This is a genomic window from Novosphingobium sp. 11B, assembly GCF_054589055.1.
In genome coordinates this window covers 1-12,868 of the sequence record NZ_BAAILP010000024.1, presented here as the reverse complement: position 1 = coordinate 12,868, position 12,868 = coordinate 1, and the positions used below count along the sequence as shown (strand labels likewise).

Below are 12,868 nucleotides of genomic sequence, written 5' to 3'. Positions count from 1 at the left end.
AAGGCTGGGACCGCTGGCCTGTTACGGCCAACTGTCGTCAGGACGCCTAGCAGAGGGTTGGGCTTTGCGCGGCCAGCGGTCCCAGCCTTCGCTGGGATGACGTACGACACGCGCATCCTCCCCCAGGGGGAGGATTCAACCCCTCCCGCGTGATTTCTCGTAGGCGATCCACGTCGGCAGGCGCTCGGGGAAATCCGCCGGCATGGGCTCGGGATAGGCGTGGTTGCGCAAGGGCGTGGAGAGGATGCCGGGATACTCCTCGATCGGCACGTAGTAGAGGAAGCCGATCGTCCGCTCGGCGAACTTCCAGCCGGCGTCGGTGTTGCGGTATTTGTCGTCGTAGCGGATGGCGGTGACCATCATCCTGCCACCGCGCCACAGTTCCGCATGGCCGATCACGCGGCCGGTCGCTTCCTGCGAGCCGTCGTCGACGAAGTCGATCTGGACGTCGTGCATGAAGTGGTGCCCCGGGCCGAGCACGTCGAAGCGCCCGTCGTACTGCGTCATGATCGCATCGACGCCGGTGGCGTTCATCACCCCGTCCGCCGATTTCAGCACCGCATCGGGCGCGAAGAGGGCGCGGATGCCGTCGATGTCGCGGTCGTCGATGGTGAAGCAGTAGCGGGCGACGAGCTGGCGGATCTGCGATTCCGCTTCCAGCCGGGCGATGCGCTGTTCCAGTGTCGGCATGTCTCTCTCCTCTTTTATCGGGCGTCTTCCAGGATCATGTCGGCGCACTTCTCGCCGATCATGATCGAGGGGGCGTTGGTGTTGCCGGACGGCAGGCTCGGCATGATCGAGGCGTCGGCGACGCGAAGCCCGGCGATGCCGTGGACGCGCAGGCGCGGATCGACCACCGCGTCGGCGCTGACACCCATCCGGCACGAACCGACCGGGTGCAGGTTGGCGATGGCGGCGGCGCGCACGTAAGCCTCGATCTCCGCGTCGCTGCGGGCATCCGCGCCGGGCGATATCTCGCCAGCATTGTAGGGCGCGAGCGCGGGCTGGGCGGCCACGCCGCGCACCACCTTCACCGCCGCAATCATCGCGTCCACGTCGATGCGGTCGGTCAAGAAGTTTTGGCGGATCACCGGGTCGGCCAGCGGGTCCGGCCCGCGCAGCCGCACCGTGCCGCTTGCGCGCGGGTTGAGGTGGACCGGGCTCATCGTGAAGCCGGGGAAGGGGTGGGCCTTCATGCCCGCCGCCGTGCGGCTCTGGACGGTCCAGATGTTGGTGTTGACCTGCAGGTTGGGCCGGTCCTGCCGCTCGTCGGTGCGGGTGAAGATGCCCGCATAGATGCCGTTGCTGGCGAGCGGCCCCTTGTTGAACAGGACGTAGTCGATCCCCGCCTTCAGCTTGCGCAGCGGGCTGTTGGCCAGTTCGTTGATGGTGATCGGCCGGGTGCAGCGGAACATCAGCGAGATGTAGAAGTGGTCCATGAGGTTGGCGCCGACCCCCGGCAGGTCGAGCACCGGCGCGATGCCGCTTTCGCGCAAGTGCGCGGCGGGGCCGATGCCGGAAAGCTGCAGAAGCTGCGGCGACCCGAAGGCGCCGCCGCAGACCACCACCTCGCGCCGCGCCTTCGCGGTGACCAGGCCCGCTTTGGTGCGGTACTCGATCCCGGTGGCGCGGCCCCCTTCGACGAGCACCCGGGTAGCATGGGCGCCGGTCTCGATCTTCAGGTTGGCCCGCCCCCGCGCCGGGGTGAGGTACGCCTGCGAGGTATTCCAGCGCCGGTTGTTGCGGGTGGTCGTCTGGAAGAAGCCGGTGCCTTCCTGCTCCGCGCCGTTGAAGTCTGGGTTGTAGGGAATGCCCGCCTCCTGCGCCGCCTCGACGATGGCGACGGCGATCTCGGAGCGGCCAGGCTGGTCGGACACCGTCAGCGGCCCGCCGACGCCGTGATAGGCATTGGGCCCGCGCTGCTGGTCCTCGGCTTTGCGGAAGTAGGGCAGGACGTCGGCGAAGCTCCATCCCTCGCAGCCGCGCTGGCGCCAGTCGTCGTAGTCGCGCGCGTTGCCCCGGATATAGAGCATGCCGTTGATCGAACTGGTCCCGCCCAGCACCTTGCCGCGAGGCTGGTACATGCGGCGGCCGCCGAGTTCGGCCTCGGGCTCGCTCTCGAACATCCAGTTGACCCTGGGATCGGCGAACAGCATCGGGTAACCCATCGGCGGCCTGATCCAGAACGCCTTGTCCTCCGGCCCGGCCTCCAGCAGCAGCACCGAGTAACGCCCGTTCTCGCTGAGCCGCGCCGCGACGACGCAGCCTGCCGAGCCCGCGCCGCTGACGATGAAATCGAACTCCTCCATTTACGCCGCCTGCCCCGCAAGGTGTCTGCCCGCGATATAGGCGAAGGTCATGGCAGGGCCGATCGTCGCCCCCGCGCCCGGATAGGCTCCGGCGAAGACGTTGGCCTGGTCGTTGCCCACTGCGTAGAGGCCCTGCACCGGCGCGCCCTCGCCGTCGAGGACGCGGGCGTGGCGGTCGGTCTTGAGCCCCGCGAAGGTGCCGATGATCCCGGCCTCCATGCGGATGGCGTAGTACGGCCCCTTGGTCAGCGGGCCGAGGCAGGTGTTGGGCCGGTGCTCCGGGTCGCCCTGATAGACGTCGTAGACCCGCCCGCCGCGTCCGAACTCGGGGTCCACTCCGGCCTCGGCATTGGCGTTGAAGGTCGCGACCGTACGTTCCAGCGCGGCGGCGTCGATGCCGCACTGGGCGGCGAGTTCCTGCAGCGTCGCGGCGCGCTTGAGGTAGCCGCTGCGCAAGTGCTCGCCGTGGGGAATGGGGAAGGGGCGGACCATGCCGATGCCCCATTTCTTCACCGCCGCCGCGTCGCCGATCAGCCAGCACCATGCGCTGGTGTCGCCCTCGCTGGCGCGGGTCATCTGGGGGACGAGGTCGTGGTAGGCGCTGGACTCGTCCCCGAAGCGGCGGCCATCCGGGCGCACGGCGATGAAGCCGGGCTTCTGACGGTCGATCAGGTGCGGCCAGACGCCGGTGAAGTCCGTCGAGCCCGGCAGCACCGAGACCGGCATCCACGGCGCGGCATGGGCGACATTGCCGTTGAAGACACCGCCGACGCTCTCGGCCAGGCGGATGCCGTCGCCGGTATTGCCGGGGTTGGTCGGGTTGCGCTGCTCGTGGTTGTTCGCAGGTGCCGGGAACGAGGCGGCGCGGCGCTCCGGGTCGTTGGGATAGCCCCCGCAGGCGAGGACGACGCCCCGGCGTGCGGTGATCCGCACCCGGCCCTGCGGGGTGTCGATCTCGGCCCCGGTGACGCGCCCGTCCGCGCGGGTCAGCCCGGCAACGGGGGAGGACAGCCAGATCGGCACGTCGAGGTCGAACAGCGTGCGCGCCAGCCGCGCCACCAGCGCCCGCCCGCGCACCACCTGCTGCCCCTCGCCATAGCGCAGCACGTCGGCGAAGTGCCGGGCCAGTTTCTTCGCGACGAAGCCCAGCGCCTTGACCGATCGGCCAGCCTTCATGAACTGGATCATCTCCACGCCCGAACCCACGGCGAGGCCGAGGAACAGCGTCTGCGGCAATTGCTGTTTGAGGTTCTTCAGGTGCGGCCCGAGTTCGCGCGCCTCGTAATCGACGGTGCCGATCGAGCGGACGATGGAGCTATGCGCGCTCTCCGAATGATAGTCGGGATAGTCCATGCCGTAGAACCGGACGTGGCTGTTTTCCTCGAGAAAGCGCACCATGCGCGGCGCGGTGTCGAGATAGGCCTCGACCCGGTCGGGCTCGATGTAGTTGCCGGTTTCCTCGACCAGATAGGCGCGGGCGCTGGCGATGTCATCGCTCTGGCCGGTGGCGCGCTGCATGGCCGGGGAGTGGTGGTTGCCGGGCACCCACAGCACGCCGCCGGAGGTCGCGGTGGTGCCGCCGAAGACGGCTTCCTTCTCCACCACCAGAACGTCCAGCCCGGCGCGCCGCGCGGTGACGGCGGCGGTGAGGCCCGCCGCGCCGGTCCCGGCGATGAGGACGTCGACGGTCCTGTCTCCCATGGTCATGCGTTCACCTTCTCTTTCGCGGCGTTGGCGCCGGCGATGCGGCCGAAGACGACCGCGTTGCCGATCGAGGCGCCGCCCGCCGCGTAGCATTGGCCGAACATGCCGCCGGTCGTCTCCCCGGCGGCGTAGAGGCCCGGCACCGGGCGATCGTCGGCGCCGAGCACGCGGGCTTCGGTGTCGATACGGATGCCGGTGCCCGTCCAGCAGATCACGGCCGGGCGGATATGCGCGGCGTAGAACGGCCCTTGCGCGACCGGCCGCAGCATCGCCGAGGGCTTGAAGTAGTCCTCGTCGTTCCCTATCTGTACCAGCGAATTGTAGCGCTCTGCCGTCGTCGCAAGACGGGCGGCGGGCACGCCGAGTTTCCCGGCAAGGTCCTCCAGCGTCGGTGCGCTGATCAGCGTTCCGGCCTCCACATGGTCCAGCAGCCGGTCCGCCGTCCAGTTGGGGGCAGGCCGGTATTTGGTGGTCTTCGAGGCGAGGCGCGATGCCTCGTCGAACACCGCGAAGCAGTCCCGTCCCGGCTGTTCGTCGAGGACGGCGGCGAGGACCGAATATTCTATCGTTTCGTCGATGAACCGGCGCCCGTCGCGGTTCACCATCATCAGCCAGCCGGGGAGGTAGCTTTCGAGGTCCTTGACGAAGCCCGGAGTGATCAGGAGCAGGCCGCGATTGGCCTTGCTCAACTGCCCCTCCACTTGCGCGGCAAGGCCGAGGCCATCGCCCCGGCAGGTAGGGGCGCCGATATACCAGTGGAGGTCGCCGTAACGCGAGGCATCGGGATAGAGTTGCGCCAGCATCTCGGGATTGGCGCCGAAGCCGCCGGTGGCGATCACCGTTGCGGCGCTGAGCACCGGCGCGCCGTCGGCGACGATGCCGCAGACCCGGCCGTTCTCGACCAGCAGGGTTTCGACGCGGGTATCGAGGACGGTGTCGATGTTCCTGCCGGACAGGAAGCCTTCGAGGCCCTCGACGATGCCCGCGCCGCCGTCGGTGGCACGGTGGCCGCGCCGAATCTTGTCGACACCCGATGAATAGAGGTTGTCCACCGTGAACCCGATGCCAAGCCCGCGCAGCCACTCGAACGCCTCGGCCGAGCGTTCGCAAAGCGTGCGCACGAGCGCGGGCTCCAGCTTGTACTGGTTGAGCGTCATATAATAGTGGAACATCGCCTCGGCCGTGTCGTCCTCCAGCCCGGCCTCGCGCTGGAGCGATGTGCCCGCCGCGTAGAACACGCCGCCGGACAAGGCGCTAGACCCGCCGGTGCGGTCGGCTGCCTCGACCATCAGGACGCTGGCGCCGCCCTGTGCTGCAAGCGCCGCGGCGCTGAGCCCCGCCGCCCCGGTGCCAATGACGATGACGTCGTAATCGAGAGCCTCACTCATCGCCGCTTCCACTCCCGCGACGGGCGACACAACGGAAATCCTCTCAGCCATGACCGGCATCGGGCGCCTCTCCATCCATGATTGTCGTTGGGCCGCAGCGCCTCCGCACGAAGGCGGTCACGCTCGCGGCCGATGACCCGAAGCATGGCGAGCGACGGGTAATAAGTCTAGCTCAATTGTTGCTATCTGGCCGCACTTTGAATGCGGCCTATCGCTGAAACCCGCAGGTTTGGCGGGGTTGCGGGCTTGCGCGCGCCATAAAAAAGCAATCATGATCGACTTTTTTATTGTCACGGCGGATCATCCTGCGCATAAAGCCGGGCAGAAAAGAGGTTGGATCACCACGGCGACGAATCGCCGGGTGCTCCAGGGAACGGGATGAAGACTGGCTCAACCGCGCACTCCGGCATGTCCGGGGGCTGTGGTCATGCCTTCGATTTTCTAAATAAGTCATCCTTCGCAGCGAAGAGATGAACGGGGAGAAGAGAATGAAGGACCTACCGAACTTTCATCGCGCCTGCCTGCTAGCCGGGCTCATGGCGTCGGCTTCCGCGATCGGCCTCGCCAGCCCCGCGATGGCTCAGGACGCCGCCCCTCAGGCGGCTGCGGGCGGCCTCGAAGAAATCGTCGTCACCGCGCGCAAGCGTTCGGAATCGCTGCAGGACATTCCCGTCGCGGTGACCGCCTATTCGCCCGCGCAGATCGCCCGTCAGGACATCTCCAACATCGAGCGCATCGCCGCGACGACGCCGAACCTCACGGTCGGCCGCGCGACGACGGGTTCGGGCGCGCAGATCTCGCTGCGCGGCATCGGCACCCCGGCGAGCGCGCTGGGCATCGAATCCTCCACCGCGATCATCGTCGACGGCATCTATTACGCCAGCGGCCGCATCCTCAACGAAGGCTTCTTCGACCTGTCGCGGATCGAGGTGCTGAAAGGCCCGCAGGCGCTGTTCTTCGGCAAGAACGCGACGGCGGGCGTGATTTCGATCACCACCGCCGATCCCGGCTCCAGCTTCGAGGGCTCGACCCGTGTGGGCTACGAGTTCCGGGCCAAGCGGCCCTACATCGAGCAGATGATCTCCACGCCGCTCACCGACACGCTCGGGCTGCGCGTGGCGCTGCGGGCATCGAAGATGTTCGGCGGCTATTCGCGCAATTACGCCACGGCGCAGCCCTTCACCGTCACCGACCAGGCCGGCGGCCCGGTACAGAACCTGGTTGCGCCTCCGGGCGACCGCCGCGGACCCAAGGAGAAGGAACTTGTCGGCCGCCTCACGCTCAAGTGGGAGCCGACCGACACCATCACCAACACCTTCAAGGTGTCCGCCAACGAGACGACCACCAACGACGGCGCCTGGAACAACATCGTGTTCTCCTGCGCCACCGGGTTCAGCACGCTGCAACCCGGCGTGCCCTGCAAGCGGGACTGGAAATACTACCACAACCAGATGCCGACCGAGATTGCTGCGAACTTCCCCTTCGCGCGCGCAGATGGCGAACTCTACACGAAGTACCGCTCCTGGCAGGCGACCAACAATCTGGAATGGAACCTGGGCGATGTCACGCTGACGTCGGCCACCAACTACCAGAACCAGAACAACCGCTGGCTGACCGACAGCGACTACCAGCAGCGCGCCGTGCAGATCTACGTCGGCTCGCGTGAGAAGTGGTGGGCGTTCTCGGAGGAACTGCGCGCGCAGACCAACTACGACGGCCCGGTCAACATGATGCTGGGCGTGCTGTATCAGAAGACCAAACTGCAGTCCGACCAGTACGTCTATTCGGGCAACACGCGCGTCAGCACCCAGCGGCCGGAATGGGAATACGTCGCCTTCGGCAAGGATTCCTACACCAAGGGTGAGACGATCTCTCCCTTCGCGCAAGTCACCTGGAAGGTCGTGCCCGAGGTCGAGCTGTCGTCCGGCATCCGCTATACACATGAGACCAAGGACAGCTTCTTCGTCCACCCGGTCAATCGCCCCGGCCAGATCAACCGCCTGAACGACCCGATCTACAAGAACCAAACCTTCACCAACTGGAGCCCGGAAATCACCGCGTCGTACAAGCCGGTGCCGGGCGTCAACATCTATGGCGGCTTCAAGACCGGCTACAAGTCGGGCGGCTTCTCAAACCAGAGTTCCTATACCAACGCGTCGATCCCCGCCGATCTCGACTTCGAGCCGGAGAAGGCCAAGGGCTTCGAGGGCGGCGTGAAGACCACGCTGTTCAACAACCAGCTGCGCTTCGACGTTGCGCTCTACACGTATGAGTATACCAACCTGCAGGTCGATTTCTTCGAGGCGCAGACGTTCCGCTACATCACCACGAACGCGGGTTCGGCGCGCACCAAGGGCATCGAAATTTCGACCGAGTGGGCGCCGCATGCGCTTCCGGGCCTGACGATGCGCGGCGCGCTGAACTACAACAAGGCGCGCTACGTGGACTTCATCGCACCGTGCGTCACCGGCCAGACCCGCCTGCAGGGCTGCAATCCCACCGCGAGCAGCCCTTACGGCGGCCTCTTCGTGCAGGATCTGAGCGGCAAGCCGACGGCCAACGCGCCGCGCTGGACGGCGGCGCTGGGCACCAGCTACGAGGCAGACCTCAGCCCCGACATGTCGCTGACGCTCTCGGCCGATGCGCGCTATTCCAGCAGCTACAATGCATCGCCGTTCAACAACCCGATCGCGACGCAGCCCAAGTACGTGAACCTCGACGCGTCGCTGACGCTCAGTTCGAAAGCGGGCTGGGATCTGGCGGTCATCGGCAAGAACCTGACCAACCAGTTCGTCATCTCGGGCGCGCTGGATGCGCCGGGCACCGGTCGCGGCACCGGGACCGATGGCGGCGTGCTGGGCGACCAGCGCGGCTATGCCAACATCCCGCGCACGGTGCAGGTGCAGGTCACTTACCACTACTGATTGCAACGAATTTTCCGGTTCGTCCTCCCGGTTTGCAGGACACCCATCCTCTCCTGGCCGGTACGCGATCCTCCAATCGCGCGCCGGCCTCTTGTTTCAGGAGCGTTCGCGTGTGTTTAGGCGAGTGCCTTGTCCAGCACGGCCAGATGCGTGGCATCGAGCGTCAGGCGCGTGCCTGCGACGAGGTCGCCGAGCTGTTCGGGGCGCGATACGCTGGCGATCGGAGCGGTGACGCCCGGCTGCGACAGCATCCACGCAATGGCGACGGCCACCATCGAGGCGGCCGTCTCCCGCGACACCTGCTCCATCGCGGCGATCAGGCGGGGCACCTCCGGGCGCAAGAAGATCGGTCGGAGGTAGACCTCGCGGGGATGGCCGGCGATGTCGTCGAGGCTGCGGTACTTGCCGGTCAACAGTCCATTGGCGAGCGCGTAGAACGGAACCACGCCAAGCCCTTCGCGCAGGGCGATCTCCTGCAGCGCCCCTTCGTAGGTATCGCGCTCCAGCAGATTGTAGCGCGGCTCGATCACCGCGAAACGCGCCCAGCCATTGGCGTCGCTGACCGCCAGCGCCGCATCGAGGCGGTCCGGCGCGTAATTGGAAGCGCCGAGCACCCGCACCTTCCCGGCTTTCACCAGCCGGTCGAGGGCCTCAAGGGTTTCTTCCAGCGGTGTTTCGGGATCGTCGCGATGAGCGAAGTAGACGTCTATGCGGTCGGTGCCGAGCCGCTGCAGCGATTCCTCGATGGCCCCGGCAATGCGCGAGGCCGAAAGGCCCTTGCCGCCAGCGCCGGGGAGCAGCCCGACCTTGGTGGCGATCAGGACCTGCTCGCGCTTGCCGCTACGGCGCAGCCACTCGCCGATCAGCGTTTCGGATTCGCCGCCCGCATTGCCTTGGACCCAGGCGGAATAGACGTCGGCGGTGTCGATCAGTGCGCCGCCTGCATCGACGAAAGCGTCGAGGATGGCGCAGCTTTCCTCGCGGTCGGCGGTCCAGCCGAAGACGTTGCCGCCCAGCATCAGCGGGGCGGCGGTGAGGCCGGTGCGGCCGAGCGGACATGGGGTCACTTCGCTGTCTCCCGAATGTCAGAGGTGCCGGACAGGGTCGCTCCCGTCCCAGCCCAGCGAGGCGGTTTTCACGTGGGCATGAATCTCGCGCATCACCGGGACCATGTCGATCAGTTCGACGATCGGTCCGGGCGCTCCTGCCGCAGGTTGCATGTAGGCGAAGCGGGTGCGCTGCGAGGCGCCTTCGGTCGCCACGGTCAGACCCGCGCCAAGCGCCGCCTGCCGCTGGGCGTCGAAATCGTCGCTCGCCATACCGATGTGATGCAGGCCGCGCCCGCCTGCGGCGAGGAAATCGCGATAAGTCGATGGCGCGGGGCCGGGCACGATCAGCTCGATCTGCATCGCTCCGCTGTGGGCGAGGGCGACCTGGGAAATGATCGCGGTATCGTCCACATCCTCGCCGCCATTGCGCAGCCAGATGAATTCGGGCCGCGGCATGACGAAGAACGGACCTATACCGAGACTTTTGGTCCAATATGCGATTGCGGGTTCCAGAGCCTCGACCAGATAGCCTGCCTGCATGGCCTCGCCGTAGAACCTGCTCATGACCCTCTCTCGCTGTCTTCGTTGTTCTTGTCGGGTTATAAAAACAAGCAGTCAAGACTGCAAAATTCATGGCTCGCGCACGAGGGCGCAGGCGATCGCGGTGGTGCAGGGCGGAACCATAAGATCAAGGATTATTCGAGATAATCGAATGGAACGCTTGCGTGCCCAGCCACGCGGCGGCCAGCATGAGACGTTTGAGCATCGGCGAATTGTGCATATGAAACATTCATCAATGAATCCAATAATGGAGAGCGAAGATGCGGCTTGAGGGTAAGGTCACGGTAATAACCGGAGCGGCAAGCGGGCTTGGCGAAGCGACCGCGCGCCGGTTCGCGCGGGAGGGCGCCGTGCTGGTGCTTGGTGATATCAGGCAGGACGCGGGCCAGTTGCTGGCGGACGAGCTTTCCGCCGCTTTCGTTCCCTGCGACGTCACCCGCGAGGAGGACGTCGCCGCCCTCGTGGATCAGGCTATGGTGTTGCATGGTCGGCTGGACTGCATGGTCAACAACGCCGGGCAACTCGGCGCAGTGGGCCGCGTCGAGGCGATCGAAGCGGCGGCGTGGCGCAATACGCTGGCGGTGCTGCTCGACAGTGTGTTCTACGGCATGAAGCACGCCGCGCGCGTCATGCGGCCGCAGGGGGCGGGCGTGATCCTCTCGACCTCCAGCGCCGCCGGTCTCGCACCCTTGGGGCCGCATGCCTATACTGCGGCCAAGCATGCAGTGATCGGACTGACCCGCTCGGTCGCAGCGGAACTGGCGGCCGACGGTATCCGGGTCAATGCCGTCGCGCCCGGAAACGTGCCGACCCGCATGACCGAGCTTGCCTATGGCGATGCCGCCGCGATGCGCAAGGCCGCCGAGGCGCGCAACCCGCTGCGCCGCGTCGTCGAAGCCGACGAAATCGCGGGGGCCTTCGCCTATCTGGCCGGCGACGACGGGCTGAACGTTACAGGGCAGGTGCTCGCAGTCGATGCCGGGCTTGTCGATTGCCGACTGGGATCGGACTATTATGCCCGAACTCCGGCGTACTTTTCTGTAGACGGAGACCGCTAGAATGTGAGCGCCGCCCTTGCCATCAGGAGCGGCGTCAGGCGGATTTGCGGGCTGCGCGCTCGCTGGGACGGAAACCGATCTCGGCGAGCAGGTCCATAAGCCGCTGGCCGTCGGCGCGAACGCGGTCGCGCCATTCCTTGTGGTCGAGGTGACCAAGCACCGAACGCTGGAACAACCCGGCTTCGCGCACCGCATCGCGAAGCAGGGCGGCCGGCACGACATCAGCGTCCACTGCGCCGCTTTCGACGGCACGAATCTCGATGACGCGCGCCACCTGCTGGGCACGGCTGCGGTTGAGGGTGTTCATATCCACGTTTCAGGCTCCCGGGCGGGGGCAGCATCGCGACCGATACCGCGCTGTCTCTCATTCCGGGAACACGGCCGGGCCGATTAAGTTTCGGTTCATCCGCCGAATTTGCACTGCCGAGTGAAATTTTTCCTTTGCGTTCAAATGTGAACGCGGAAAGTCAGGCGTGGATCGGCAGGATTTCCGGCGTCTCGTGGATCTCCAGAATCTCGAAGACATTGCCGAAGAAGTCGCGGCAATAGGTTCCGGCATAGCCGTGTTTCATGCCGCTCGCATCGACGGTGATGCCCTCCATCGCGGGCGGCGTGTGCACCGGCAGGCCCGCCGCGACGATCCGTTCGTGGACGGCAAGGACGTCCTCCACTTGCAGCGCCACATGGGTATAGCCGTATTCATTGACGCCCCGGCGCGGGTCCTGCGGTGCCTGTTTGGGGGCGAGATATTCGAAGACTTCGATCTGCACGTTGCCGAGGCGACAGAAGAATTGCCGGGCGGCGCTGCCCTCCAGCCCGACGACCTGATCGATGAAGGGGTTGTCGGACCAGCTCAGCGGCTCGACCTCCTCGACCGCGCCGAGGATGTCCAAGTAGAATTCGCGTGCCTTGCCCAGATCGGGCACCGATACGCCGATATGGTGGACGCCGATGACGCCGGGCAGTTTCTGGGCCATGCTCCGCTCCTCCATTTCAGACCTGGCTGAACCCGCCGTCCATCACCAGTTCGTCGCAGGTCATGAAGCTGGAGGCGGTGGAGGCGAGGAACACCACGCCGCCCGCCATTTCCTCCGGCTTGCCGAGGCGGCCGATCGGGTGTGCGACGTTCATCGCCGCGATCGAGGCTTCGCGCGAAGGCGCAGCGCCAAGCTCGATGTAGCGGTCCATGATCGAGTTCAGCATCGGCGTGTCGATCCCGCCGGGGTGCACCGAGTTGACGCGGATGTTGTATTTGAGCGCGGCGAACTCTGCGCCCAGGCACTTCGAAAGCATCTTGATCGCCGCCTTGCTGACGCAATAGGCGGCATTGAACGCCGCGCCGCGCAGGCCGCCGACGCTCGAGAAGTTGATGACCGAGGAGCCCGAGGCCCGCGCCTTACCGCCTTCCTGAAGCAGACCCAGCATGACCTGCGTGCCGATGATAGCCGAGTCGACGTTGATGGCGTTGACCTTGTGGAACTCGGAGAGCGGTGTGTCCTCGAACTTCGTCACGATCGAGAAGCCCGCGTTGTTCACCAGTGCATCGAGGCGGCCGTATTTTTCGCGCACCAGCGACTCCACCGCGCGCCAGTCGGCCTCGCTGGTGACGTCGTGCCTGAGGTAATGGTCGGCGCCTTCGATGTCTGCGCTGTCCTTGAGGTCGGTGGCGATCACGGTGGCGCCGGCGGCCTTCATGGCCTTGACGATCTCGCGGCCGATGCCGCCGGCGGCGCCGGTGACGACGGCGATCACGTCGGGAAGGGCGATGGTCATTGGTGTTCTCTCCCGTATGCTTACGGCCGCCGGGGCTTCGACAAGCTCAGCCTGAGCGGAATATGAAAAACGTGCTTCAATTTCCGCTCAGGCTGAGCTTGT

The 12,868-nt window shown here is 66.2% G+C and carries 11 protein-coding genes; 2 read left to right on the top strand and 9 right to left on the bottom strand.

Going from position 1 to position 12,868, the window contains the following annotated elements:
- Positions 1–135: 135 nt before the first annotated feature.
- From ACYPYD_RS02015 to ACYPYD_RS02000, 4 genes are read right to left on the bottom strand one after another with little or no spacing between them, the layout of a single operon-like run.
- The gene (locus tag ACYPYD_RS02015) at positions 136–690 is read right to left on the bottom strand and encodes a nuclear transport factor 2 family protein (RefSeq protein ID WP_036526561.1); all 555 of its coding nucleotides are present in this window, start codon (positions 688–690) and stop codon (positions 136–138) included.
- Positions 691–704: 14 nt separating this feature from the next.
- Positions 705–2,309: a GMC family oxidoreductase gene (locus ACYPYD_RS02010; protein WP_036526559.1), complete on the bottom strand. Its 1,605-nt coding sequence runs from the start codon at positions 2,307–2,309 to the stop codon at positions 705–707.
- On the bottom strand, positions 2,310–4,016 hold the full coding sequence (locus ACYPYD_RS02005) for an FAD-dependent oxidoreductase (RefSeq protein WP_459661873.1): 1,707 nt from the start codon (positions 4,014–4,016) through the stop codon (positions 2,310–2,312).
- Positions 4,013–5,401: an FAD-dependent oxidoreductase gene (locus tag ACYPYD_RS02000; RefSeq protein ID WP_036526678.1), complete on the bottom strand. Its 1,389-nt coding sequence runs from the start codon at positions 5,399–5,401 to the stop codon at positions 4,013–4,015. The genes ACYPYD_RS02005 and ACYPYD_RS02000 overlap by 4 nt, the downstream gene beginning before the upstream one ends.
- A 488-nt stretch (positions 5,402–5,889) precedes the next feature.
- Between ACYPYD_RS02000 and ACYPYD_RS01995 the strand changes: the two genes are divergently transcribed.
- Positions 5,890–8,325: a TonB-dependent receptor gene (locus tag ACYPYD_RS01995; protein WP_036526556.1), complete on the top strand. Its 2,436-nt coding sequence runs from the start codon at positions 5,890–5,892 to the stop codon at positions 8,323–8,325.
- A gap of 116 nt (positions 8,326–8,441) precedes the next feature.
- On the opposite strand, the gene ACYPYD_RS01990 is transcribed toward ACYPYD_RS01995, so the two are convergent.
- Positions 8,442–9,392 (bottom strand): aldo/keto reductase, encoded by a 951-nt coding sequence (locus ACYPYD_RS01990; RefSeq protein ID WP_459661872.1) that lies wholly within the window; start codon positions 9,390–9,392, stop codon positions 8,442–8,444.
- A gap of 18 nt (positions 9,393–9,410) precedes the next feature.
- Positions 9,411–9,938: a VOC family protein gene (locus tag ACYPYD_RS01985; protein WP_036526554.1), complete on the bottom strand. Its 528-nt coding sequence runs from the start codon at positions 9,936–9,938 to the stop codon at positions 9,411–9,413.
- Between the two features lie 257 nt (positions 9,939–10,195).
- On the opposite strand from ACYPYD_RS01985, the gene ACYPYD_RS01980 reads away from it, so the two are divergent.
- Positions 10,196–10,993, top strand: a complete 798-nt coding sequence (locus ACYPYD_RS01980) for an SDR family oxidoreductase (protein WP_036526552.1) — start codon at positions 10,196–10,198, stop codon at positions 10,991–10,993.
- Between the two features lie 34 nt (positions 10,994–11,027).
- Here ACYPYD_RS01980 and ACYPYD_RS01975 read toward each other — a convergent pair whose 3' ends face one another.
- The 3 genes from ACYPYD_RS01975 to ACYPYD_RS01965 form a co-directional block, all read right to left on the bottom strand.
- Entirely contained in the window at positions 11,028–11,306 is a 279-nt protein-coding gene (locus tag ACYPYD_RS01975) for a hypothetical protein (protein ID WP_155986283.1), read from the bottom strand.
- Positions 11,307–11,460: 154 nt separating this feature from the next.
- Entirely contained in the window at positions 11,461–11,970 is a 510-nt protein-coding gene (locus ACYPYD_RS01970) for a VOC family protein (RefSeq protein WP_036526677.1), read from the bottom strand.
- A gap of 16 nt (positions 11,971–11,986) precedes the next feature.
- Positions 11,987–12,766, bottom strand: coding sequence for an SDR family oxidoreductase (locus ACYPYD_RS01965; RefSeq protein ID WP_459661871.1), 780 nt, complete (start codon positions 12,764–12,766; stop codon positions 11,987–11,989).
- Between the last annotated feature and the right edge of the window lie 102 nt (positions 12,767–12,868).

Coding starts and splice junctions, on each gene's coding strand:
- ACYPYD_RS02015 (WP_036526561.1), bottom strand. CDS start 690: ATGCCGACACTGGAACAGCGCATCGCCCGGCTGGAAGCGGAATCGCAG.
- ACYPYD_RS02010 (WP_036526559.1), bottom strand. CDS start 2,309: ATGGAGGAGTTCGATTTCATCGTCAGCGGCGCGGGCTCGGCAGGCTGC.
- ACYPYD_RS02005 (WP_459661873.1), bottom strand. CDS start 4,016: ATGACCATGGGAGACAGGACCGTCGACGTCCTCATCGCCGGGACCGGC.
- ACYPYD_RS02000 (WP_036526678.1), bottom strand. CDS start 5,401: ATGAGTGAGGCTCTCGATTACGACGTCATCGTCATTGGCACCGGGGCG.
- ACYPYD_RS01995 (WP_036526556.1), top strand. CDS start 5,890: ATGAAGGACCTACCGAACTTTCATCGCGCCTGCCTGCTAGCCGGGCTC.
- ACYPYD_RS01985 (WP_036526554.1), bottom strand. CDS start 9,938: ATGAGCAGGTTCTACGGCGAGGCCATGCAGGCAGGCTATCTGGTCGAG.
- ACYPYD_RS01980 (WP_036526552.1), top strand. CDS start 10,196: ATGCGGCTTGAGGGTAAGGTCACGGTAATAACCGGAGCGGCAAGCGGG.
- ACYPYD_RS01970 (WP_036526677.1), bottom strand. CDS start 11,970: ATGGCCCAGAAACTGCCCGGCGTCATCGGCGTCCACCATATCGGCGTA.
- ACYPYD_RS01965 (WP_459661871.1), bottom strand. CDS start 12,766: ATGACCATCGCCCTTCCCGACGTGATCGCCGTCGTCACCGGCGCCGCC.